The organism is Pseudomonas sp. WS 5503 (assembly GCF_012985385.1).
GTDB classification, from domain to species: Bacteria; Pseudomonadota; Gammaproteobacteria; order Pseudomonadales; family Pseudomonadaceae; genus Aquipseudomonas; species Aquipseudomonas paracarnis.
The window spans coordinates 189,558-213,064 of record NZ_JAAQWI010000012.1; the positions used below are offsets into that span (position 1 = coordinate 189,558).

Sequence of the window (23,507 nt, forward strand, 5' to 3'; positions counted from 1 at the left end):
TGCTGGCGGACGAGTTATCGCCTGCCCGAGCGCGTACTCACATCCACCCACACCGCCAGCACCAGAATGCTGCCCTTCACAATCATCTGCCAGTAGCTGTCCACATCGAGCATCGACATGCCGTTGTCCAAACTTGTAATCACCAACGCGCCAAGCAACGCGCCATAGACGGTGCCCGAGCCGCCGCGCATCGACGTGCCGCCGATAAAACAGGCAGCGATGGCATCGAGTTCGCCCATGTTGCCCGCCGACGGTGAGCCCGCCGCCAGGCGCGCGGTGTTGACCAGGCCGGCCAGCGCGCACATCACCCCCATGATGCCGAAGATCCACAGTTTCACCGCTTGCACGTTGATGCCGGATAGCCGTGTGGCTTCCATATTGCTGCCTACCGCATACACGCGGCGGCCGAATACGGTCTGGCTGGTGACGTAGCTGAATACGCCGAGCAGCACCAGCAACAGCAGAACCGGCACGGGGATACCGTCGTAGCTGTTGAGGGTGGTGACGAACCCGGCGAGCACCGCGCCGATCAGTACCACACGTAACACGTCGCGCACCAAAGCGTGCGCGGCCAAGCCATGCAGTGCGCGGTTGCGCCGCTGCTTCCAGGTCAGGAACAGCGTCAGTGCGAACAGCAGTACGCCAAGCCCCGCGCCCACACTGTGGGGCAAATACCCCTGGCCCACATACACCAGCGACGGCGACACCGGCGCAATGGTGGTGCCGCCGGTAATCCCCAGCAGAATCCCGCGAAACGCCAACATTCCGCCCAGGCCGACGATGAACGAGGGGATGCGCAGGTAAGCGGTCATGTAGCCGTTGGCCAGGCCGATCATCAAGCCGCACAGCGCCACCAGGCTCAGGTTGGCCAATAGCGGCACGTGATAGACCACATCCAGAATCGCCGCCAGCCCGCCCAACAGTCCGAGCAACGAGCCCACCGACAAGTCGATCTCGCCGCCGATAATCACCAGCACCATGCCGCAGGCCAATATCCCGGTGATCGACATCTGCCGCAGCAGGTTGGAGAGGTTGCGCGGGGTGAGAAAACCGCCCTCGGTCTGCCAACTGAAAAACAACCAGATGAACGCCACGGCGATCACCAGCGCGAGCATCTTGTAGCGGGTAAAAAGGTGTTTGACCTGATTCATCTACGCGGTCTTCCGATCATTAGGGTTATGGCTGAGCGCGGCGGCGAGCACCTGTTCCTGGGTGAGCCCTTCATTGATGAAATCCCCCCGCAACTGGCCCTCGCCAATCACCAGCACGCGGTTGGACACGCCGAGCACTTCGGCCAGTTCTGAGGAGACCATGATGATCGACACGCCTTCGGCGGCCAGCGCACCCATCAGTTTGTAGATCTCGTACTTGGCGCCCACGTCCACTCCGCGTGTGGGTTCGTCGAGGATCAGCACCTTGGGCTGGGTCATCAGCATTTTCGCCAGCACGGCCTTTTGCTGGTTGCCGCCTGAGAGGCTGGTGATCGGCAGCGACGGGCTGGCGGTCTTGAGGTGCATGCGGCTGATCTGCTGGTCGATGCTGCCCAGTTCGGCCTCAGCGTCGATGCGGGTCATGTGCGCGTAGGTGTCGAGCACCGCCAGGGTAATGTTCTGGCCTACCCCCAGGTCGGGAATGATGCCTTGGCGCTTGCGGTCTTCGGGCACCATGCACAGCCCGGCGCGGATCGACTTGAGCGGCGTGCGCGTGTCGATCACCTGACCCTCCAGCCACACCTCGGCGCTGTAGCGCCCGGGGTAGGCACCGAACAACGCCGACACCAACTCCGTGCGCCCGGCCCCCACCAAGCCGGCGATGCCAAGGATTTCACCGCGCCTGAGCACGAAGGAGACGTCGTCGACGCGCTTGCGCTTGGGGTTATCGACGTCGTAGCAGGTGACGTTACGCGCCTCGAAAATCACCTCGCCCACATCATGGGGTTCGGTGGGGTAGAGGTTGCTCATTTCGCGGCCGACCATCTGCGTGATGATCCGGGGGATGTCCATGTCTGCCATGGCGGTGGTTGCGATGTGCTTGCCGTCGCGAATTACCGCAATGGTGTCGCACACCGCCGCCACTTCATCAAGCTTGTGGGAGATGTACACGCAGGCCACGCCCTTGGCCTTCAGGCCCTTGATAATGTCCAGCAACACCTCGATTTCGCCACGGGTCAAGGCCGAGGAGGGCTCGTCAAGAATCAACAGGCGCGCCTGTTTGTTCAAGGCCTTGGCGATCTCCACCAGTTGCTGGTAGCCGCCGCCGTACTGCGACACCGGCAGCGCCACATTCATGTCTGGCACCTTGAGTTCACGCATCAACGCCTCGGCGCGGTGCAACATCGCCGGGTAGTTCATGCGCCCACCGGGCAGGGTCAGTTCGTGGCCCATGAAAATGTTCTCGGCCACCGACAGGTCGGGCACCAGGGTCAGTTCCTGGTGAATGATGACAATCCCGGCGGCCTCGGTTTCGCGGATGGACTGGGCCTTGAGCGGCTGCCCATCCCAGAGGATTTCCCCCTCCCAGGTGCCGTGCGGGTACACCGCCGACAGCACCTTCATCAAGGTGGATTTACCCGCCCCGTTTTCACCGCACAGGCCCACGCATTCCCCAGGCTTGACCTCGATGTCTATGCCGTTGAGAGCGTTGACACCGCCAAAGCTTTTGACGATGCCGTTCATTTGTAGCAGGTAATCGGCGGCCACGGTCATTGCCCGGCGATCTGCTCTTTGGTGTAGAAACCGTCCTTTTCCAACAGGTCGATGTTGGCTTTGGTCAACGGCGTCGGCGTAAGCAGGATGGTGTCGACCTTCTTGCTGCCATTGTCATATTGCGAGCTGTAGGTCGGCTGTTCGCTGCGTGCCAGTTGCACCGAAAGCTTGGCCGCTTCGGTGGCGATCAGCTTGAGCGGTTTGTACACGGTCATGGTCTGGGTGCCATCGATCACGCGCTTGATCGCCGCGAGGTCAGCGTCCTGGCCGGAGATGGGTACCTTGCCCGCCAGTTTCTGCGCGGCCAGGGCCTGGATCGCACCGCCGGCGGTGGCGTCGTTGGAGGCGACAATAGCGTCGATCTTGTTGTCGTTACGGGTCAGGGCGTTTTCGACAATGCTCAAGGCCTCGGTGGGGTTCCATTCCTTGACCCATTGCTGGCCGACGATCTTGATATCGCCTTTGTCGATGGCCGGTTGCAGCACCTTCATCTGACCTTCGCGCAGCACCTTGGCGTTGTTGTCCGTCGGCGCGCCGCCGAGCAGGAAGTAATTGCCCTTGGGCGCCGCTTGCAACACGCCGCTGGCCTGCATCTCGCCGACTTTTTCGTTATCGAAGGAAATATAGGCGTCGATGTCGGCATTGAGGATCAGGCGATCATAGGACACCACCTTGATCCCGGCCTTCTTGGCTTCGGCCACCGCGTTGGTCAGCACCGTGGCGTTGAACGGCACAATTACGATCACATCGACGCCCCGGGAGATGAGGTTTTCGATCTGGGCAATCTGCTTCTGTTCGTTGGCATCGGCAGACTGCACGAAGACCTTGGCGTCGAGCTTTTCCGCAGCGGCAACAAAGTAATCACGGTCGCGGGACCAGCGCTCCAGGCGCAGGTCGTCGATGGAAAAACCGATTTTCGGGTGCGCAGGGTCGGCCATCACCGGCAGGGCGAGCAGCGCCACGGCTGCGGCGAGCAGGGCAGGTTTGAATGACTTCATGGTGGTGCGTCCTTTTATTGTTGTTGGAAAGACACTAGGTGAAGATCCTCTTTGTGGCGAGTGAGCTTGCTCCCGCTGGAGTGCGTAGCACTCCCATTTTTTGGGGCCGCTTCGCGCCCCAGCGGGAGCAATCTCTGGCCACAGTCAGGTGTAGATAAACCGATTCACAACGCCTTCAAGCATCTCCTGGCGCCCACTCACCGCCTGCGGGTTCAGCGCGTTGGCAAAGGCATGTTCAGCCAATGACTCCAGGCTGAACTCACCGGCCAACACCGCCTGGCCCAATGGCTGCTGCCAGCCGGCATAGCGTTGGTCCTTGAACTGCTGCAAGCGGTCGTCCTGCACCATCGCCGCCGCACGCTCCAGGGCCAGAGCCAGCACATCCATGGCGGCGACATGCCCGTGGAACAGGTCCACCTCGTCCAGGCTCTGGCGGCGCACCTTGGAATCGAAGTTATAGCCGCCGTTCTTGAACCCGCCGGCCTTGAGGATTTCATAGGTGGCCAGGGTCATTTCTTCGACGCTGTTGGGGAACTGGTCGGTGTCCCAGCCGTTCTGCGGGTCGCCGCGGTTGGCGTCGATACTGCCGAAGATCCCCAACGACACGGCGGTGGCGATCTCATGATGAAAGCTGTGCCCAGCCAGCGTCGCGTGGTTGGCCTCGATGTTCACTTTGATCTCGTGTTCCAGGCCGTACTCATGCAGGAAGCCGAACACGGTGGCGCTGTCGTAATCGTATTGGTGTTTGGTCGGCTCCTGGGGCTTGGGCTCGATCAACAGGTCACCCGTGAAGCCGATCTTGTGCTTGTGCTCCACCACCATGCGCATAAAACGCCCGAGCTGTTCGCGCTCGCGCTTGAGGTCGGTGTTGAGCAAGGTTTCATACCCTTCACGGCCACCCCACAGCACATAGTTGGCGCCCTTGAGGCGCAGCGTGGCATTCATCGCGCTGAACACCTGGGCCGCAGCGAAGGCGAACACCTCTGGGTCTGGGTTGCTCGCGGCCCCGGCGGCAAAACGCGGGTTGCTGAAGCAATTGGCGGTGCCCCACAGCAGCTTGATGCCGGTCTGTTCCTGATGGCGCTCCAGGTGGTCGATCATCTGCGCAAAGTGGTTGCGGTACTCCTTGAGCGAGTTGCCTTCGGGCGCCACATCGGTGTCGTGAAAGCTGTAGTAGTCGATGCCCAGCTTGGAAAAAAACTCAAACGCCGCCTCGGCCTTGCCGATGGCCACCTCCATCGGATCGCCACTGCGCTGCCACGGGCGCTTGAACGTCCCCATCCCAAACATATCCGCCCCCGGCCACACAAAGGTATGCCAGTAACAGGCTGCCATGCGCAGGTGCTCCCGCATGGGCTTGCCCAGGATCAGCTTGTTGGCGTCGTAGTGACGAAACGCGAGGGCAGAGGTGCTGGCAGGGCCTTCGAAGCGCACCTTCTCGACACCGGGGAAGTACGGCATGGGGTTTTCCTTATTGTTCTGAGCGGTGTCTGGATACTAGCAATGGCACTTGGGTGGCTGATTATGAAAATCACCAAAGGGGAGTGCGATTTTGAGTGAAGGGCTGAGAACGGCTCAGGGAGTACAGGATTTAGGGAAACGTCTGACTTTACGGTGGGGTTATGCCTCTTCAAAGTTTGGGTTGTCAGCCATTGCCTTGATGTGAACAAGCGAAGGCGACTAACTAAGCTGAGAATAAGGAAAGTAAAGATGAGTGCATCACAAACCTTGCTATATACCAATGAAGTGTCGACTGAGTTTTTAATTGAGCTGGACATGCCTGCATTTTCCGAGCAACAACTGTCGGGTTTCAGCGAGCAAGCTCTGAAGATCATTAATGAACGAGATGCCCAAAACAAGGCTCATCCGGCTATTGCAATTTATCGAGTGGCGGCCGAAGGCAGCCAGACGCGTAACGGTGGGGTGATTAAAAAAACCACATCGCAAATGGCATTCAAATTGGCTGATGGTTCGCAAGTACGTGCTGCGCACAAAGGGGATTGCGCTGTATACGCCGACGGCACGACGGCGCAGATCGTGACGTGTGCGGGTGAAGCTAATAGCCATATTGCGCTTGTAGGAAGCACGCTCAGCAACGGTGACGAAATTATCAATACGCCACAAGGTTCAGTACTGCTGATTGCTCGTGAAGGCGTGCAGAAGGCAGATGATTTTTTATGAGGGATTACTAAGTGCGTTGTGTATGACTTAGTTGTTTTTCAGCGCTATGCACTTGAGTACATAAAATTTTAAAAGAGGGTGCGTGAATGAGTGAAGGGTATTTTGTGGGTTTGGGTGATAATACAACCTGTGGCGGAAAAATTATCGAGGGCGATCCTAGAGTTAATATATATGGTGTTCTCCATGCTCGCGAAGGCGACTTGGTTACTTGTGGAAAACATGAAGGGACTTACCAGATCGTAGGCGGCATTTCTCATATCGAAAGTCATGGAAAACGTGTGGCCGGCACGCTGGACAGCTTCAGCAGCTGCCCCTGTCGAGCTCGGCTTATTCCTTCGGTTTACTCCGCCACCTATGAAAATGAAAGTTCAGAGCCGCCCATTAATCAGCGAGTTGCTCAACCGAGCACATCATCTGCCAATGGCAGCCCTGTAGCGCCGCGTCAGTCTGGTTTCGCCCCGTCGGGTCGTACAGTTCCAACGGCATACAACGGCATGAATGGCCAAGAGCCAGGCTTCCATATCGTGCCCCAGAGCATGACTCGCGAGGCGCTGGAAGCCACACTTTTTCCGACGCTCGACCCGGCTGTAATGCGCAAGTTTCAATCGCTGAATCCCAACACAGGCCACGTCAAAGCTGTTTCGATGATCGTGCTCAGCGATCCGAACAACACCTCCTGCACGTATGAAGAAGCTCAGTTGATGCAGGCTGCACAACACGTCAGCGCATCACTGGATGAACTGACGCCGGACGAGGCTGACTTTCTGTATCGCCACGGTGCAGAGATCGCCGGTTTCATCGGCCATACCTCAACCTGGCTCGGCGTCAGTGCGGTGGTGATGGAAAAACATCTGAGCAATCTGCGCGAAACGCTCCAGGCCATGGAACGCCTGCATCAGGACAGCTATCGGCAGCACGGGCATCTTAGGTCAGCGCAGTTCTTTGCTGATCGCCAACGGTTGATGAACCAGTTGGATGCTCATCTGCTCAACTCCACCCGCCTGCGCGGGCAGACCACCTTGGGCGATCACCCCAAGTTGAAAGCGGCCCTGGGTATATCCAGCCGCAGCTTGGTGTATCACTGGGACAAGGCGGGTGGGCCGGGGCAGATTCCGGGGTATGCCGCGCATGTGGAGGCGGTCAGCCGTGCTACGAAGTATATGAAGGCGGGTGGTTATATCGGTATAGGCCTTGGCGGTGTGTCTTCGTTGCTGGCTATTGAGCAGGTGTGTAATGGCGAGTCCGGGGAGGCTTGCAGGAGGATCAAGTTTACGGAAGCGGGGAAGTTCGCTGGGTCCACGTTCTTTGGTGGTTTGGGTGGGTGGGCGGCGGGTACTGCCAGTGGTCCGATTTGTCTGGGGATTGGTATTGCTACAGGGGGGGTAGGTGGTGTTATCTGTGTCGCAGCCATAGTGGGCGCTGGCGCATGGGTCGGTACAACTTACGGCGGTTTGGGGGGAGAAATAGGTGGAGAAATTTTGTACGAGCAAACTTTGCCATGACAGCAGAAGAGTTTTGGAAGTCCTGGCTGGCCTTCTGGATTATTTCAGGTGGTCCGATGCTGCTTGCGGCGTCGAGTCTTGCATACAGCTTGTACCTGAGCCGCCGCCATTTGGATGCCATTAAGGATGCGTTGAAAAATAGCCGCTACATTTATCTTTGGGGGCCTAGTCTTGGGAAACGAGGCTTGATTTGGTCCCTATTGGAAATGTCGAAAATTGCTGGAATGGTGGTTTGGCCGAAGGCTTATATCATTTTGGGAGATGTAAGCCCCGCTGATCTTGAAAAGTTTCCGCCCTGCTTGAAACGTCGTCTTATGATCAATATCACGATGGCTTTCACTGCCCTTATCTGGATGGCAGTTGGAATCATTCTTTGGAAACTTAGGTAACGAACGGGCCTCCCTGAGGCCCGATATGCCCATACAGCTTCCAGGATTTGACATCGATTTGAATGTAGCTAGGCGTCCTTAGTCCACGGGCCAAATCTGCACCGACCGGCCTCAGGACAAAAACAATGAAAACCTACCGCCCGTTCACCGCCTTTGGCGGTTTGGGTGGATGGGAGGCTGCGTTATCTGTGTCGCAGCTATTGTAGGAGCTGGCGCATGGGCAGGTACCACCTACGGTGGTCAAGGTGGTGAATGCGTGGGTGAAAAGATCTACGAGGCCATACAACCATGACTAATATCGATACTTGGCCACCTTGGGTTGCGATTATCTTTGCCGGAGGCCCTATTTTGCTTGCAGCTGCTGGCCTTGCTTTTAGCCTTTACCTTACTCACTGTCATCTGGAAGCCATGAAGGAGGCTCTAAAAAACAGTCGTTATATGTACATATGGGGGACAAGTTTGGGGAGGCGCGGTTTGATTTGGTCTCTCTTGGAAATGTCGAAAATCGCTGGAATGGTGGTTTGGCCAAGGGCCTCTATCATTATGGGAGAGGTTGATCCAGTCGACATCGAGAAGTTCCCCCCGTACCTGAAGCGACTTTTAGTTATCGATTTGGCAATGATGATAGTTGCCTGTATTTGGATGGGTGTCGTGGTTGTGCTGCTTAGATTTAGGTGACCTCAAAGCGGGCCTCATCCGAGGCCCGCTATCCTGATCAGTCAAACCTCTGCGTACTCATCTGCACCGACCGGCCCCAGGACAAAAACAATGAAAACCCTACCGCCCGTTCACCGCATTGCCTTGCTGTTCAACGGCAGCAAAATCTACGACCGCGGCATCATCGCCGGTATCGGCAACTACCTGAGCAGCACCCGTGCATCCTGGGACCTGTTCCTGGAAGAGGACTTCCTCTGCCGCCTGCGCGGTATCGAGCGTTGGCAGGGCGATGGGATCATTGCTGACTTCGATGACCCGCTGATTGGCGAGGCGCTGGCCGGCAGTCGGGTTCCAGTGGTGGCGGTGGGTGGGTCTTATGAGGATGTGGGCAAGTACCCGAAGGGCATTCCCTATGTGGCCACCGATAACCATGCCCTGATGAAGCTGGCCTACGAGCATCTGGTGGAGGCGGGTTTGACGCGGTTTGCCTGTTTCAGCCTGCCCGAAGCCCAGGCCAATCGGTGGGCTCAGGAGCGTGAGAAAGCTTTTCGCCGCTTGATGCAGCGTGATGGCTTGCAGGTAGAGGTGTATCGCGGCCTGGGCACCAGTGCGCCGTTGTGGGACAGCGCGGTGGAGCAGCAGATTGCCTGGCTGCACAGCTTGCCCAAGCCTATCGGCATCATCGCGGTGACCGATGCCCGCGCCCGGCAATTGCTGCAAGCCTGCCTGACGGCGGGTATTGCGGTGCCAGAGGAGGTGGCGTTGATCGGCATCGACAACGACCCGCTGACCCGCACCCTCACGCGGGTGCCGCTCAGTTCGGTGATCCAGGGCACGGAGACCATGGGCCGTACCGCTGCGGCATTGTTGCATCAGATGCTGCATGGCAAACCCTGCACGGGCACGCAGGTGCTGGTGCCGCCAGACGCCATTAACGTGCAAGCCTCCAGCCTGCATCAACCCCTGGGCAACCCTTACGTGATGCAGGCCTTGTTGTTTATCCGCCAGTACGCCTGCCAGGGTATCAAGACCGATCAGGTCGCGGCTTATGTCGGTGTTTCCCGCTCGTCCCTGGAAGCGCATTTTCGCAAGGCGCGTGGCTGCAGCGTGCATGATGAGATTTTGCGCTTCAAACTCGCCGCTGCCGCCAAGGGCCTGGAAAACCAAAGCCTTGCTATAGCCGACATTGCCGCACGCTGCGGCTTCACCTCTGCGCAGTACCTGCATACGGTGTTTCGCCGCGAATTTGGCTGTACGCCACGTCAGTATCAGCAGGGCGCGAGCTAGAACACCGCTTTGACTTGCAAACCCAGCACCAGCGCATTGTCGATGCTCTCACCGGAAAACGCCCCCGGCTCGATGATGTATTGCACATCCGGGCGCAAGGTCAGCCAAGGCGTGGCCTGGTAGCCATAACTGAGTTCGATCAATTGTTCGGCGCTGTCGATTGAGGGGTAGGACGCCCCGGCATTGAACGCAGCCAACTCTTGCACATCACGGCTGCGCGGGTTCGGCACCGCGCGGCCATAGCCCAGGGCGACGGTATCGCGCGGGCGACCTTCGAACGGCTTGTACAGCACCACGCCTGCGCCATACCACTTGGTGAACGGCGAGGCCGCTTGGCTGGCGGCAGAGTACTGGCCGAAGGCGTGCAGGCTACGGCCTTGGGATGATTGTGAGGCCCACACAGCCTGGTCGATCAAGAGGTAGTGACCGCCACGCCCGCTGACGTCCTTGTTGCTGCCAATGCGTTTTACATCGGAACTGTCGTAGTAATAACCGAGCTTGTATTCACCGGGCAGTGCGCCCGCATGCTTGTAGATAAGCTCGATGGGCACCACGGTGCCGGTGGTGTGCTTGGGCCCCAGGTGCCAGGCACGGCTTGAGTTGCCATTGCTGGACGGGTCGACATTGAACGCCGCCATGCGCAGTTGCCAGTTGGGCGAAAAGTCGTATTTCACCCGGGCACCGAGGTGCGCATTCGGGTAGTTGGCCCAGCCACTACCGCCGGACATGTTCAGCGGATGCCCGCAGAAGCCGGCGTTCATGAAGTTACACAGGATGCCGCTGTCCAGGCCGCCGAGATCATTGCCCATGGCCATATAGCCCAGCTTGAGGTTCAGCGCCGGGGTGAACAGCGTGCGCTCGTAGCTCAGCTCGGTGAGGCGCGTGTAGAGGCCGCCGTAATTTTCCTGGATCGGCAGGCGGTTGCCCACCAAGTCCTCGGAGGCGCTGTTGCCGCGTCGGTCGTTGATGGTCAGCTGGATGCGGTCGCCGTTGTTGAAACCGTAGAGCTTGCCCAGGTCGAACTGCACGCCGAGCTTGATATTTTGCGAATAGCGCGCCGAACGGTGCTGGCCGCCGTGGGCGTTGTAGGCGGTCTCGCCGCTGTAGTCACCGGTAAAGCGCACACCTTGCGCGTCGAGTTCGCGGCGCAGGCCGCCCCAGTCGCCGGTCAGGGTGGTGTCGTCGGCTTGAACGGGCAGGGCGGCCGCAAAGGCCAGGCCCAGCGCCAGGCGCCAGGCGGTATGAGGAGTAGGGGTCATGGGGGATCTTTCCAAACACAAAGCGCGGTGCCGGAGCACCGCGCGAACAGAGGGCGGTTACGGCAGGGCGTAGGCGATCACGTAGTCGCCACGGTCGGTGGACTGGCGTGCGCCGCCGGCGGTGACGACGATGTATTGCTTGCCGGTTTTCGGCGACACGTAGGTCATCGGCCCACCCTGACTGCCGACGGGCAGGCGGGCTTTCCAGATTTCATCGCCATTGCCGCTGTTGAAGGCGCGCAGGTAGAAGTCCTGGGTGCCGGCGATAAAGATCAGGCCGCCTTGGGTGGACAGCGTACCGCCCAGGGTCGGCAGGCCTACCTTGATTGGCAGGTGCATGCGGATACCCAGGGGGCCGGTGTCTTCAACGGTGCCCACCGGTACTTGCCAGGCGACCTTTTGCGTCTTCATGTCGATGGCGGTCAAGGTGCCGAATGGCGGCGCCTGGCACGGAATGCCGGCCACCGACAGGAAGCGGTTTTTGTTCACCGCGTACGGCGTGCCCTTGAGCGGCACGGCGCCCATGCCGGTGTTCAGCGCTTCCCCACCGGAAGAGGTCTGGGCCTTGTTCTGCGACGGTACCATCTGGATCCACAGGCCCAGGCGCATGTCGTTGACGAAGATAAAACCGTGCACCGGGTCGGTGGAGATGCTGCCCCAGTTCATGCCGCCCAGGGAACCGGGGAAGCTCAGGGATTTATCGGTGCCCGGCGCGGTGTACAGGCCGTCGTAGCGCATGCCCTTGAAGTCGATGCGGCACAGCAACTGGTCATACGGCGTCGCGCCCCACATGTCCGATTCGGTGAGGGTTTGCGCGCCGATCTGCGGCATGCCCACGGATTTCGGCTGGGTCAGGGAATACGGCTCGTTGGGAATGTTCGCGGCTTTGACCGGCACTTCCTGCACGTTCGTCAGCGGCTTGCCGGTGGCGCGGTCGAGCACGTAAATCTGCCCGGCCTTGGTGCCGATGACCACGGCCGGTACAGCCTTGTCGCTGCCTGGCGGGGTGAAGTCGATCAGGCTTGGCTGCATCGGCAGGTCGAAGTCCCAGAGGTCGTTGTGAACCGTCTGGTAGACCCACTTCTCGGCACCGGTGGAGGCGTCGAGTGCCAGCACCGAAGCGCCGTATTTGTGGTTGAGCTGGGTGCGCTCCACGCCGTAGATATCGGTGGAGGAGCTGCCCATCGGCAGGAAGACCGTGTTCATCAGTGGGTCGTAAGACATCGGCGCCCAGCTGTTCGGGGTGCTGCGCACGTAGGTGGCGTCGCCCGTCGGGGCCTGCTTGTCTTCAGGGTTGCCTGGGTCGAAGGCCCAGCGCATCTGGCCAGTGATCACGTCAAAGCCACGGATCACGCCACCGGGCATATCGGTCTGCACGTTGTCTGCCACGCGACCGCCGACTACGACGGTGGTACCGGCCATCAGCGGCGCCGAGGACAGTTGGTAGTAGCTGTCCGGCACATTGCCGAGGCCGGCCTTGAGGTCCACCTGACCGTGGGTGCCGAAGTCTTCGCAGAACTTGCCGGTGTCGGCGTCTACGGCGATCAGGCGTGCATCAATGGTGTTGGTCAGCAGGCGACGCTGGCACTGCGCACCGGCGGGCACGCTGGCGGCCAGGACCGGCGAGCTGTCGGGCTGGGTCGGCTGGGCAATCGGCGCGCTGGCGTCGAAATACGCCATGCCCCGGCAACGCTGCCACACTGCCGATTTGGCGTTGACTTCGTTTTTCCACAGTTCTTTGCCGGTGTCGGCATCCAGCGCGATCAGGTTGTTGTGCGGGGTGCAGATAAACACTTTGTTGCCGATCTGCAGGGGGGTCAGTTGGTCCTCGGCACCGTTACCGTCGCTGATGGCCACGTCGCCGGTGTGGTAGGTCCAGGCGACCTTGAGCTTGTCGATGTTGTCGCGGTTGATCTGGTCCAGCGCGGCGAAACGGCTGCCACCTTCGGTATTACCGTAGTGGGCCCAATCTTTCTGCGCATCGGCCGCAGCCACCGGGGTGACGCCCGGGCCTGCACCGGTGGGCTTCACGCTTGGGTGCGCGACAAACATATTGCCCGCCGCCACCGCCACGCCCAGCGCCAATACGGCGGCGACGCCATAGGCACCCCGCGCCGGTTTGCCGGCCAGCAACGGATACACCAGTGCGACCACCACGCCAATCACCGCAAACATGAACAGTCGCGAGAACAGCGGCCAGTATTCCAGGCCCACGTCGGCCACCGCCCACACGGCGGTAGCCACTAGAAACGCGGCGAACAACCAGGCGCCGGCAGGCTTGCAGCGGGCAATCAACAGCCCGGAGATGGCCATGACCACGCCGCCCAGCAGGAAGTACCAGGAACCTCCCAGGCTGACCAGTTTGGCGCCGCCGACGGCGAGCGCAAGGCCGAGCAGGGCGATGACGACGCCCAGGCCCAGGAGTAAGAATCTAGAGACGCCAGCGGCGCGCGATGCTCGTTTCATGTCGAATGGACTCGAGTGAGAGAGGGCAAAGACGCGATTTTAGCAAGATAAGTAACTGGTTAGTACATTTAAGTCCTGCAATAGACTGTTGCAGGTACTGCGATGATGGGCAGGGCCGCCTCTGAGTCGGCCTAGATGGACCCTGCGACACGTACCCTGTGGCGAGAGAGCTTGCTCCCGCTGGGGCGCGAAGCGGCCCCGCTCTTAATTTAAAAGACTGGGACTGCTACGCAGTCCAGCGGGAGCAAGCTCCCTCGCCACGGTACAGCGCTGCCTTTATTGGGCGGGCATCAGAACTTGAAGCGCCCCACCAGCCCATTGAGCTGGCCGGAAATATCAGTCAGCCGCCCTGAACCGGTCTGCGCCGAATGCGCAAAGCCTTCCACCAACTGCGCGTCGGCGTGGATCTGCGCGATATGCCGGTTGATCTCTTCGGCCACCTGGTGCTGCTCTTCGGCGGCGGTGGCGATCTGGGTGTTCTGGTCGCGAATCGAATCCACCGAGCCGCGGATCTTGTCAAAGCTGTCGCGGGCCTGCTGGATGCGCTCCACGCTGGTGTTGGACACCAGCAAGCTGCCTTGCATCTGCTGGGTGACTTCCTGGGTGCGGCGGGCGAGGTTGCCCAGCAGGCTGTCGATTTCGCCGGTGGAGTCGGCGGTGCGACGCGCCAGTGCACGCACTTCATCGGCGACCACCGCAAAGCCGCGGCCCTGGTCGCCAGCGCGGGCGGCTTCGATCGCGGCGTTGAGCGCCAGCAGGTTGGTCTGTTCGGCAATCGAACGAATGGTGTCGAGGATGGTGTTGATGTTCTGGCTGTCTTGCTCGAGCAACTGCATGGTCTGTGTGGATTTTTGCAGGTCTTCGCTGAGCTTGAGCACGCTGCCGGTGGCTTCGCCGATGTGCTGCTGGCCGGTGTGCACGTCGCGATAGCCCTCATCGGCACTCGTGGCGGCGGCGCTGCATGAGCGCGCGACTTCGTTGGCGGTGGCGACCATCTCGTTGAACGCGGTGCTCACCAGTTCCACGGCTTCGCGCTGGCGGCCGGCGGCCTGGTTCATATTGTTGGCCACGGCGCTGGTGTCGGCGGCGGCGGTTTGCAGGTCTGAGGAGGCGTTGCCGATGCGCTGCACCAGTTGCGCGATCATGCTCAGGAACTGGTTGAACCAGCCGGCCAGGCTGGCGGTTTCGTCCTTGCCTTGCACTTTGAGCTGGCGCGTGAGGTCGCCTTCACCTTCGGCGATTTCCTGCAGGCCGTCGGCCACACCGCGAATCGGACGTACGATCACACGGGCGAAACTGGCACCGACGATTGCGAACACCACGGCCAGTACGGCGGCGATCGCAGCGATCAACCACGTCAGGCGGGTGGCGCCGGCCATCACTTCGTCACGCTTGATCAGGCCGATAAAGCGCCAGCCCAAGTCTTTGGAACTGACCACGTTAGCCATGTAGGCCACGCCATCGATGCTCACCTCGGTCACGCCATCGCCGTGCTTGGCCAGTTCGGCGTAGTTCGCGCCCAGGCCCGCCAGGGGCTTGAAGTTGTGCGTGGCATCGCTGGGGTCCACCAGCACGTTGCCGTCGGCTTCCACCAGCATCAGGTAGCCGCTGTCGCCCAGCTTGATGGTGCGCACCAGCTCGGTGAGTTGCTTGAGCGACACGTCAAGGCCAACCACCCCAAGGACGTTACCCGTGGCATCCGCGACGGTGCGCACGGTGCCGATCAGCACCACATCGTCCGGGGCCCAGTAGTAGGCGCCTGTGCGCACGGTCTTGCCTGGCGCTGCAATGGCGGCCTGGTACCAGGGGCGGGTGCGCGGGTCGTATTGCGTCAGCTTGGCGTCGTCCGGCCAACTGGCGTAGCCGCCATCGCTCAGTCCCAGGGACAGGTAGGCGGTACTGGGGTGGCTTTTGGCGAACTGATCAAAAATCGCCAGCAGTTCGGTGTTGGTCGGCGTCAGCGGAATTTGCGCTGCATCGGCGCCGGCGTAGTTCTTTAGGTTCTTGGCCGCGATCACACGCGGGTCTTTGGCGACGAAGTCGACATTCTGGCTGATGCCGTCGAAAAACTGCTGCATGCCATTGTCGATCTGGCGGATCTCGCGGCCGCTGCTGTCGAGGAAGTTGGCCAGCGCACCCTCGCGCAGGTTCAGCACCACGATAATGGCGACCAGGATGACCGGCACGCACGCGATGGCCGCAAACGCCCATGTCAGCTTCTGCTTGATATTCATGACTTCACCCGCGGGTATTTATAGTTTTGGCAAGGGGAGAAAAATGGCTACTGCGTGTCGCAGGCGTTTTTGTGAGAGGCGAGGCCATGCGTACCCTCGGTATATCGGCCGAGGGAGTTGGCACTTGAGGAGGGGGAATCAGGCGATCGGGTCACCGACCAGGGCATCGCGGCGCATCGACTGCAGGTTCTTCTCGATGGTTTCGCAGATGCTTTCCATCTGGATCTGGTGTTCGCTGGAATTGAACGGGCTTTGCAGGTCGGTGCCGATGCGTTCGATGGCCAGCAGCATGAAACCCACCACCGTGGAGGCCAACGGCGTGAACCAACCGAGGGATTCCACCAGGCCCACCGGTACGATCAGGCAGAACAGCGAAATGAATAGCCGCGGGAAGTACACGTAAGGGTAGGGCAGTGGCGTGTTGGCAATCCGCTCCATGCCGCCCTGGGCGTTGGAGAGGTCCACCAGGGTCGACTCCAACCGCGCCAGGCGGATGCTGTCCAGGCGCCCGGCCTGGTATTCGCGCGCCAGCAACGAGGCCGAGCCGGTGAGGATGTCATTGGCGAAGTTATTGGTGGCGCCGTTGCGCGCAAATTCTTCTGCGGGGATAAAGGCTCGCACTTCCTCCGGGCACGGCTGGCCCTTGAGGTGCGCAGCCAGGCAATTGACGTAAGCCACGTGACGGCGCAACAGCGTCGACTTCACCGGGTTCACCTCACCAGGGGCGTCATCGAGCAGGGTCAACACTTGCCGAGCAAAACTGCGCGAGTTGTTGACCATCGCACCCCACAGCGTGCGTGCTTCCCACCAGCGGTTGTAGGCGCTGCTGTTGCGAAAACTGATCAGCACCACCAGTGCCGAGCCGAGCAAGGTCAGGGGCATCAGCGGCAAATTGATCTTGGCGGTGAGAAACAGCATGAAATCCACCGTCACCGCCACATCCCACAACAACAGCCAGAACAACGCCCAGCCCACATAGCCCATGGTCTTGATGATCAGGCGGTATTTCTTCAGAAGGGCAGCTTTCAAACGAGAACCTCGCGGCGGGCGGTTGGCAACAATCCCCTGTTACGACGCCGTCGAGGAAGGAAGGTTCGCAGTGTGCTGAATCGATTAGTCCTCTAACCGCCAGGCGGAGAGAATGTAACCAAAGGTTGCGCGTAAGTGTGTGCCATAGGGCATTTGACTGTGGAACAACTTTGGTACTGATGACGTCTTGTCCGGCAATCGCTGTACATTGCGTTCGAGGCAAAAAGCCATTAATGGCAGGATTTTTGAAGTGATTTGTTTTGGGGCCGGGCTGCAGGGATTTCGTAGCTGAGATCAGTGGCATCAAGTTGGATGATCAGGGCTCTTTCATGCGTGTCAGTTCGTTGAAGTTGGCTATGTGTAATACCGCGCAAGCGCTCGAACGTCATAAGGATTTTGAATCGTGCATGAGAGCGCATTACCACGTGCTGCTCGTGCCCTATTCGAGACGACCGTTTTTCTACAAGAGTGCCCTTAAATACAGCCGCTTGATGGTGTCGTTTGCATTATTGAGCCAATACTTTTCCACACCGCTGCCGTTGTTGGCAGAAGTTAAAGCCTTGTGCGTAACGCGCAAATATTGTTCGAAAAACAGCCTGGAATCGATTTTTTTGCTATTCCGGGCCTTGGGTTTCATGGAGGTTGCGCCGCACCCCGAAGACAGTCGCTTCAGGGTGTATGCACCTTCGGATGAAGCCTGCCGCGAAGCGCGGTTGATGCTCACCGCCCTCACGGAGTCGTTGGCGCTGCTCTATCCCGAAAGGGAAGTGTTCCGGCAGATGCGCGACTTGGATGACCGCGAGTTCCTTGCGCTCTATTTCAAGGGTTTTGCCATGATTCTCGCGGCCGAGTTGACGGTGGATGTCTTGCTGCCCGAATGTTACTGGCTGGTGAAGCGCGACGCCGGCCATCTGTTGATGCTGGCGATCTACAACGACGCCTTTGCCCCAGAGAACGACCGCGCCACCTTCCGGTCGTCTTCCTACCTGGCCTTGGCCAAGCAACTTTCCGTGTCCAAGACCCACATTATCCGTATGGTGCAGGAGGGGGTTGAAAAGGGTTATTTCAAAGCCCACTCCAAAACCCGGCTGGAAGTTCTGCCACCCTTTGCCAGCCTGGTAAAGCGGTTCATGGCCTTTTCATTTGCGATGGGCCTGCATGCTATTGAGATGGGAGCGTAAGGATGCCTGCTAACTTGAAGTTGCGGCCCAGAATGCGCAGTTTGTTGTCACCTGCGGTGACCCAAGCCGAAGGGGTAGGGATTATTGCCTGGGTCGGCATGCTCCTGATTCCTGCGGCCCTGAAGTTGAATTTTTATATGTTGGGCGTCACGGTGGGCCTGCTGATTGTTTGCCGGGTACATGCCACCACCACGAACTTTCTGCTCTGGCGAGTGCTGGGGGTCACCTATATGGTGTTGTTGTCCGTCGGCTTCGCTTATCTGATTCATATGAACAAAGAGTTGCGTATCTATGGCCTGCCGTTGGCCGTGACCCTGGTGGTGGGCAGTGCGATCTTGTTTATCAGTGTCCAGGATTACCTGGCCGATGCGCTATTGATCTGGCTGATCCTGTGGCCACCCATGCAGGCGGATATATATGTTGGCACCGAGGTGTATTTGCTGCTGTTCTGCGCGGCGTCGGTGTCCATCGGGTTTATCTTGAGTTACTCCTACTTGAAGAACCTGCGTTCGGTATTGCTGGTGGAAAGCGAGTTTCGCGCCTTGGCCGAGACCGACTACCTGACCTCCATTCTCAATCGGCGCGCTTTTATGCAGAGCTTCGAGAAGTTGCTCGGTGGGGAGCAGGGCGGCTACTTCATCATGTTGGATATCGACAGTTTCAAAGAAAAAAACGATCTGTATGGCCACGACGTGGGGGACAAGATTCTGCGCGCCATGGCCCTGTGCCTGAAAAACGCCAAGGGCAGCCACAGCTTTGGACGGATCGGCGGGGAAGAGTTCGGCGTGTTATTGCAGGGCGACGATGTGGAGGTGGCCTGTGATTATGCCCTGGACTTGTTGCAAGCGATCCGCAGCAGTGTGTCTGCGCCCCACCATTACACCTGCAGTGCGGGAATGGCGCGTTTTTCGCCGGGCGACGAGTTGTCGGCCGTACTCAAGATGGCGGACAAGAACCTGTACGGCGCCAAGCGCAATGGCAAGGACTGTGTGCACCTGGACGGCGCGCTGTTAAAGGCGGTCTTGTCCTGAGGCTTGGCGTCTAGTGCATAGGTATCTGCACAACTTTCCAAGTTGCAGCAGCCAACGCTAACCACGATGCGAAGCGAGCCGCTCTTGATCTTGGTCTTGATCTGCTTTTGATCTTAAGCGCCCCGTTAAACCACGCTGGCGGATTACGGGCACACCGAGCCTGGGCGAGGTGCCGAGTGGTGGGGCAAGAGAACCCTAAGTAGCTGTTACCGCAGGAATGGATATGTACTCGGTATGACTGTGCCGGCTGTCAGGCCGCCTTCGCGAGCAAGCCCGCTCCCACAGTTGGATAGAGGGGTGTCAGGTAGATATGGGGCGGCTGTCAGGTCGCCATCGCAGGCAAGCCAGCTCCCACATTTGGATTGTGGGGTGTCAGGTAGGCAAGCGCCGGGTGGCAGGCCGTCACGGGAGCAAGCTCCCTCGCCACAGGCCCGGCGTCGCGCCGAAGTTATGCGTCTAGTGCTGTGACAACACGCTCGCCAGCAACCCAGGGAAGCGGCTTTCCAGCTCGTCACGGCGCAACGAGTTCATATGGGTGGTGCCCACATTGCGGGTGTGCACCAGGCCGGCATCGCGCAATACCCGGAAGTGATGGGACATGCTGGACTTGGGCCGCCCCCCGTCGAGTTCGCCACAGGTGGCCTCTGGCACGTTGGCCAGGTAGCGCACGATGTCCAGGCGCACGGGGTCGCTCAAGGCGTACAGCACACGCTCAAGCGTCAATTCTTGCGGGGTAGGGTGTTTGAAGGCTCGCATGGGGCGGATCATAACAGGGGGGTAGCGTTCAATACCATAGTTCGATTACCATCGAACTATCGAATCACTCATCCCTTCCTGGAGTTCTCAATGTCGGCTTTGTTCGAACCGTTCAAACTCAAAGATGTGACCTTGCGCAATCGCATTGCTATCCCACCGATGTGCCAATACATGGCCGAAGACGGCATGGTCAACGACTGGCACCACGTCCACCTGGCTGGCATGGCCCGTGGCGGTGCCGGCCTGCTGGTGGTCGAGGCCACCGCGGTCGCCCCTGAAGGACGCATCACCCCAGGCTGCGCCGGGATCTGGAGCGATGCCCATGCCCAGGCATTCGTGCCCATGGTCAAGGCCATCAAGGCCGCAGGTTCGGTGCCGGGCATTCAGATCGCCCACGCCGGTCGCAAAGCCAGTGCCAATCGCCCCTGGGAAGGTGATGACCACATCCCGGCCTCTGATGCCCGTAGCTGGGAAACCATCGCCCCCTCTGCCATCGCGTTTGGTGCCAACTTGCCCAACGTACCGCGTGCCATGACCCTGGAAGACATTGCCCGCGTGCAGCAGGACTTCGTCGACGCGGCCCGCCGCGCTCGCGATGCCGGCTTTGAATGGATCGAGCTGCACTTTGCCCACGGCTACCTGGGCCAGAGCTTTTTCTCCGAGCACTCCAACCAGCGTACCGATGCCTACGGTGGCAGCTTCGACAACCGCAGCCGCTTCCTCCTCGAAACCCTGGCTGCGGTGCGTGAAGTCTGGCCGGAAAACCTGCCGCTCACCGCCCGGTTCGGTGTGATCGAATACGACGGCCGTGATGAGCAGACCCTCACCGAGTCCATCGAACTGGCCCGCCGTTTCAAGGACGGTGGCCTGGACCTGCTGAGCGTCAGCGTCGGCTTTACCATTCCTGACACCAACATCCCATGGGGCCCGGCCTTCATGGGCCCGATTGCTGAGCGTGTACGCCGTGAAGCCGGTATTCCGGTGACCTCGGCCTGGGGCTTCGGCACGCCGCAACTGGCGCAAGGCGCGCTGCAGGCCGGGCACCTGGACCTGGTTTCGGTGGGGCGCGCACATTTGGCTGACCCGCACTGGGCCTACTTTGCCGCCAAGGAACTGGGCGTGGACAAGTCCTCCTGGACCTTGCCGGCGCCTTACGCGCACTGGCTGGAACGCTATCGCTGAGGTATGCCTGCGCGTTGCATGAGCCACTCGATTGAGTGGCTTTTTTTCGCCTGTGGTTTTTGCGTTACCCACTGGAGACACAGCAGATACGTGAAAAATAACAAATGAGAACCGATATCAAACGAGAATGCCTTGATATATGATGCGCGGCGAATTCTTGGCAGGTTTGCCGTCCCATCTGGCTCATTCACTAGGTTTTACACCCATGCGTCGTACCCTGATTTCCATCTGTGTGCTCCAGGCGTTTTCCCCCTTCGCGTGGGCAGAGCAGGTGCCTGCCGAGAACACCAGTATCGAGCTGCAAGCGACCAATGTCACCGCCACCGCGGACCTTGAGTCGGCCCAAGGCCCCGTGCAGGGCTACCACGCCACACGCTCAGCCAGTGCGACGCGCACCGACACCGCCATTCATGAAACCCCGCAGTCCATCAGCGTAGTGTCCAAGGACGTGGTCGAAGACCTCGGTGCAACGCGCTTGCAGGATGCCCTCGATTACGCCGGCGGCGTCGGCCGTGCCAACAATTTTGGCGGCCAGGGCCTGACCACCTTTACCGTGCGCGGCTTCACCACCGGTGAGTTCTACCGCAACGGTTTCCCGATCAACCGCGGTTACCCGAACATGCCGGACGCCAACACCATCGAGCGTCTGGAAGTGCTGCGCGGCCCCGCGACCATGCTCTACGGCCGTGGCGACCCAGGCGGCACCTTCAACGTGGTGTCCAAGCAGCCGCTGGCTGAACGCACCGTCACCCTGGGCAGCCAGCTCAATGACCAGGGCATGAAGCGCGGCACCCTGGATGCCTCCGGCCCGCTGGACGAGGAAGGCCGCTTGGCCTATCGCCTGAACGTGGTGGGCGAGGGCGGCGACACCTTCCGCGATCATGTCGAGACGGAACGCTACGGTGTGACGCCGGTAATCACCTGGCAGGCCACCGATGACACCAAGGTGACCTTCGAAGGCGACTTCATGCGCAACAACCACCCGCTGGACCGCGGCCTGACGCGCTTCCCCAACCAGCGCGGCACGCCCTCGCGTGATACGTTCTGGGGCGACAAGGACGCCGGCAAGCTGCACAACGACAACAACATGGCGCAGTTGCGTTTCGAGCATGCACTGAGCGACAACTGGACCCTGGGCGGCGGTTTCCATTGGTTGGACGGCAGTTTGAAAGGCAATGCCATCGAAGCCAACGGGCCGGGCAGCCTGGGCGCTGATGGCCGCACCCTGCAACGCAACTTCAACTACCGCAAGCTGGAATGGACCGACAAGGACTATCAGCTCAACCTGACCGGGCACTTCTCCACCGGCGGGTTTGATCACACCTTGCTCACCGGTATCGAGTACGAGGACTACGACTACAAGTCGATTATCCAGCGTTCCAGCGCCGCGGCGGGTACCTATCCCATTGACATCTTTGACCCGGTGTACGGTCAACCCCGTCCGGCACTGACCCGTACGCCGACCCACGACAAAGAAAACCTCAAGACCTACGCCGCTTTTGTACAGGACCAGGTTGCTCTCACTGAACGTCTGAAAGTACTGGCCGGTGCCCGCTTCGAGCGTTTCGAGCATGACTACCAGAACTATGTTGGTAAAAGCTGGCAGGCCGCCGACAACGCCGTCACCCCACGCGTGGGTGTAATCTACGACCTCACCGACACCGTCGCGGTCTATGCCGATGCTGCGCGTTCGTTCAAGCCCAACACTGGCGCCAGCCGCGAAGGCGGTGGTTTTGCGCCGGAGAAAGGCAAGTCCTACGAGATGGGCATCAAGTGGGAGGCGCTGGACCGGCAGTTGAGCGTGGATGCGGCGATCTATCAGATTGAGAAGAAGAACGTGCTGACCACCGATCCCGTGGACAATACCTTCAGTGTCGCGGCCGGCCAGGTGCGCAGTCGGGGCTTCGACCTCAATGTGGCAGGCAACCTCACGCCCGAATGGCGCGTGATCGGCGGCTACGCTTACGTAGATGCGGAAGTTACCCGTGATAACACGTTGCGCTCCGGCACGCGCTTGATGAACATCCCGCGCAACAGTTTCAGCCTGCTCAACGTCTACGAGTTCCAGGACGGCGCGCTCAAAGGCCTGGGCCTGGGCGCCGGCGGCAAGTACGTCGACCAACGCGCCGGCCAGACCGCCAATACGGCATTCTCCATGGACGCCTATACCGTGGTCGACCTGCTCGGTTACTACAAGGTCAATGAGCGTGTGCGCTTGAACCTGGATGTGAAGAACCTGTTCAACCGTGAATATGAAGAAGGCGCGTTCGGCAATATCTACGCCTACCCCGGCGCACCGCGTACCGTGCAGGTGGGCATCGCCTACACCCTGTGATGAACAGCTGCGGTACCACGCAGGGCCGGTGGCGAGAGAGATTGCTCCCGCAACGGCCCGTATCTACCTGACGCTACGCGTTCCAACTGTGGGAGCTGGCTTGCCTGCGATGACGGCCTGACAGCCGACACTTCTCTACCTGACACCCCACATTTGGAATGCGGCGCGTCAGGTGGATATGCGTCGGCTGGCAGGCCGTCGCGGGAGCAAGCTCCCTGGCCACTGGGGCCTGCATCAGCTTCACCTGTCAGGTTTGACAGTAGACACTGGCGGGCGATCGAGGGATGTTTGCTCGTAACGTGCCAGCGCAGCGGT

General features: G+C 60.0%; 18 protein-coding genes. 9 read left to right on the forward strand and 9 right to left on the reverse strand.

Translation table 11 applies throughout. The features are described from left to right. Window positions 1-14: 14 nt before the first annotated feature. The 4 genes from HBO10_RS26990 to xylA all read right to left on the reverse strand — a co-directional run bounded on the left by HBO10_RS26990 (window position 15) and on the right by xylA (window position 5,164). Window positions 15-1,151 carry a sugar ABC transporter permease gene (locus tag HBO10_RS26990; RefSeq protein WP_034127128.1) on the reverse strand — a complete coding sequence of 379 codons (1,137 nt, stop codon included), beginning with the start codon at window positions 1,149-1,151 and terminating at the stop codon, window positions 15-17. Continuing rightward, the gene (xylG, locus tag HBO10_RS26995) at window positions 1,152-2,705 is read right to left on the reverse strand and encodes a D-xylose ABC transporter ATP-binding protein (RefSeq protein ID WP_034127129.1); all 1,554 of its coding nucleotides are present in this window, start codon (window positions 2,703-2,705) and stop codon (window positions 1,152-1,154) included. It abuts the gene before it with no gap. Continuing rightward, on the reverse strand, window positions 2,702-3,703 hold the full coding sequence (gene xylF / locus HBO10_RS27000; protein WP_034127130.1) for a D-xylose ABC transporter substrate-binding protein: 1,002 nt from the start codon (window positions 3,701-3,703) through the stop codon (window positions 2,702-2,704). The genes xylG and xylF overlap by 4 nt, the downstream gene beginning before the upstream one ends. A 144-nt stretch (window positions 3,704-3,847) precedes the next feature. Then, window positions 3,848-5,164 carry a xylose isomerase gene (xylA, locus tag HBO10_RS27005; protein ID WP_034127131.1) on the reverse strand — a complete coding sequence of 439 codons (1,317 nt, stop codon included), beginning with the start codon at window positions 5,162-5,164 and terminating at the stop codon, window positions 3,848-3,850. A 249-nt stretch (window positions 5,165-5,413) separates the two neighbouring features. Between xylA and HBO10_RS27010 the strand changes: the two genes are divergently transcribed. The 5 genes from HBO10_RS27010 (at window position 5,414) to HBO10_RS27030 (ending at window position 9,719) form a co-directional block, all read left to right on the forward strand. Further along, window positions 5,414-5,884 carry a hypothetical protein gene (locus HBO10_RS27010; protein WP_169922167.1) on the forward strand — a complete coding sequence of 157 codons (471 nt, stop codon included), beginning with the start codon at window positions 5,414-5,416 and terminating at the stop codon, window positions 5,882-5,884. Between the two features lie 86 nt (window positions 5,885-5,970). Continuing rightward, a complete protein-coding gene (locus HBO10_RS27015) occupies window positions 5,971-7,386 on the forward strand; it encodes a PAAR domain-containing protein (protein ID WP_034127133.1) in 1,416 nt (471 codons plus the stop codon). Beyond that, entirely contained in the window at window positions 7,383-7,775 is a 393-nt protein-coding gene (locus HBO10_RS27020; RefSeq protein WP_034127134.1) for a hypothetical protein, read from the forward strand. Before HBO10_RS27015 ends, HBO10_RS27020 begins: the two co-directional genes overlap by 4 nt. A 288-nt stretch (window positions 7,776-8,063) precedes the next feature. Continuing rightward, a complete protein-coding gene (locus HBO10_RS27025) occupies window positions 8,064-8,453 on the forward strand; it encodes a hypothetical protein (protein WP_034127135.1) in 390 nt (129 codons plus the stop codon). 90 nt (window positions 8,454-8,543) lie between these two features. After that, window positions 8,544-9,719 carry a XylR family transcriptional regulator gene (locus HBO10_RS27030; protein WP_034127136.1) on the forward strand — a complete coding sequence of 392 codons (1,176 nt, stop codon included), beginning with the start codon at window positions 8,544-8,546 and terminating at the stop codon, window positions 9,717-9,719. Here HBO10_RS27030 and HBO10_RS27035 read toward each other — a convergent pair. From HBO10_RS27035 to HBO10_RS27050, 4 genes are all read right to left on the reverse strand, one after another. Beyond that, window positions 9,716-10,978: a carbohydrate porin gene (locus tag HBO10_RS27035; RefSeq protein WP_034127137.1), complete on the reverse strand. Its 1,263-nt coding sequence runs from the start codon at window positions 10,976-10,978 to the stop codon at window positions 9,716-9,718. The genes HBO10_RS27030 and HBO10_RS27035 overlap by 4 nt on opposite strands. 57 nt (window positions 10,979-11,035) lie before the next feature. Then, the gene (locus tag HBO10_RS27040) at window positions 11,036-13,444 is read right to left on the reverse strand and encodes a glucose/quinate/shikimate family membrane-bound PQQ-dependent dehydrogenase (protein ID WP_060763643.1); all 2,409 of its coding nucleotides are present in this window, start codon (window positions 13,442-13,444) and stop codon (window positions 11,036-11,038) included. Window positions 13,445-13,734: 290 nt separating this feature from the next. Next, a complete protein-coding gene (locus tag HBO10_RS27045; RefSeq protein WP_034127139.1) occupies window positions 13,735-15,678 on the reverse strand; it encodes a methyl-accepting chemotaxis protein in 1,944 nt (647 codons plus the stop codon). Window positions 15,679-15,816: 138 nt separating this feature from the next. Further along, window positions 15,817-16,707, reverse strand: coding sequence for a bestrophin family ion channel (locus tag HBO10_RS27050; protein ID WP_003190542.1), 891 nt, complete (start codon window positions 16,705-16,707; stop codon window positions 15,817-15,819). A 329-nt stretch (window positions 16,708-17,036) separates the two neighbouring features. Between HBO10_RS27050 and HBO10_RS27055 the strand changes: the two genes are divergently transcribed. Further along, a complete protein-coding gene (locus HBO10_RS27055) occupies window positions 17,037-17,888 on the forward strand; it encodes a hypothetical protein (protein ID WP_169922168.1) in 852 nt (283 codons plus the stop codon). Between the two features lie 2 nt (window positions 17,889-17,890). Continuing rightward, complete coding sequence (locus tag HBO10_RS27060) at window positions 17,891-18,919, forward strand: GGDEF domain-containing protein (RefSeq protein ID WP_034127141.1); 1,029 nt, start codon at window positions 17,891-17,893, stop codon at window positions 18,917-18,919. Between the two features lie 456 nt (window positions 18,920-19,375). Here HBO10_RS27060 and HBO10_RS27065 read toward each other — a convergent pair whose 3' ends face one another. Next, entirely contained in the window at window positions 19,376-19,675 is a 300-nt protein-coding gene (locus HBO10_RS27065; protein ID WP_003190545.1) for a helix-turn-helix domain-containing protein, read from the reverse strand. 90 nt (window positions 19,676-19,765) lie between these two features. Here HBO10_RS27065 and HBO10_RS27070 point away from each other — a divergent pair, with 90 nt between their 5' ends. Both HBO10_RS27070 and HBO10_RS27075 read left to right on the forward strand, forming a co-directional pair. Continuing rightward, entirely contained in the window at window positions 19,766-20,857 is a 1,092-nt protein-coding gene (locus tag HBO10_RS27070) for an NADH:flavin oxidoreductase/NADH oxidase (RefSeq protein ID WP_014718067.1), read from the forward strand. 205 nt (window positions 20,858-21,062) lie between these two features. Next, window positions 21,063-23,192: a TonB-dependent siderophore receptor gene (locus HBO10_RS27075; RefSeq protein ID WP_169922169.1), complete on the forward strand. Its 2,130-nt coding sequence runs from the start codon at window positions 21,063-21,065 to the stop codon at window positions 23,190-23,192. Window positions 23,193-23,507 lie beyond the last annotated feature (315 nt).

Coding starts and splice junctions, on each gene's coding strand:
- HBO10_RS26990 (WP_034127128.1), bottom strand. CDS start 1,151: ATGAATCAGGTCAAACACCTTTTTACCCGCTACAAGATGCTCGCGCTG.
- xylG (WP_034127129.1), bottom strand. CDS start 2,705: ATGACCGTGGCCGCCGATTACCTGCTACAAATGAACGGCATCGTCAAA.
- xylF (WP_034127130.1), bottom strand. CDS start 3,703: ATGAAGTCATTCAAACCTGCCCTGCTCGCCGCAGCCGTGGCGCTGCTC.
- xylA (WP_034127131.1), bottom strand. CDS start 5,164: ATGCCGTACTTCCCCGGTGTCGAGAAGGTGCGCTTCGAAGGCCCTGCC.
- HBO10_RS27010 (WP_169922167.1), top strand. CDS start 5,414: ATGAGTGCATCACAAACCTTGCTATATACCAATGAAGTGTCGACTGAG.
- HBO10_RS27015 (WP_034127133.1), top strand. CDS start 5,971: ATGAGTGAAGGGTATTTTGTGGGTTTGGGTGATAATACAACCTGTGGC.
- HBO10_RS27020 (WP_034127134.1), top strand. CDS start 7,383: ATGACAGCAGAAGAGTTTTGGAAGTCCTGGCTGGCCTTCTGGATTATT.
- HBO10_RS27025 (WP_034127135.1), top strand. CDS start 8,064: ATGACTAATATCGATACTTGGCCACCTTGGGTTGCGATTATCTTTGCC.
- HBO10_RS27030 (WP_034127136.1), top strand. CDS start 8,544: ATGAAAACCCTACCGCCCGTTCACCGCATTGCCTTGCTGTTCAACGGC.
- HBO10_RS27035 (WP_034127137.1), bottom strand. CDS start 10,978: ATGACCCCTACTCCTCATACCGCCTGGCGCCTGGCGCTGGGCCTGGCC.
- HBO10_RS27040 (WP_060763643.1), bottom strand. CDS start 13,444: ATGAAACGAGCATCGCGCGCCGCTGGCGTCTCTAGATTCTTACTCCTG.
- HBO10_RS27045 (WP_034127139.1), bottom strand. CDS start 15,678: ATGAATATCAAGCAGAAGCTGACATGGGCGTTTGCGGCCATCGCGTGC.
- HBO10_RS27055 (WP_169922168.1), top strand. CDS start 17,037: ATGCGTGTCAGTTCGTTGAAGTTGGCTATGTGTAATACCGCGCAAGCG.
- HBO10_RS27060 (WP_034127141.1), top strand. CDS start 17,891: ATGCCTGCTAACTTGAAGTTGCGGCCCAGAATGCGCAGTTTGTTGTCA.
- HBO10_RS27065 (WP_003190545.1), bottom strand. CDS start 19,675: ATGCGAGCCTTCAAACACCCTACCCCGCAAGAATTGACGCTTGAGCGT.
- HBO10_RS27070 (WP_014718067.1), top strand. CDS start 19,766: ATGTCGGCTTTGTTCGAACCGTTCAAACTCAAAGATGTGACCTTGCGC.
- HBO10_RS27075 (WP_169922169.1), top strand. CDS start 21,063: ATGCGTCGTACCCTGATTTCCATCTGTGTGCTCCAGGCGTTTTCCCCC.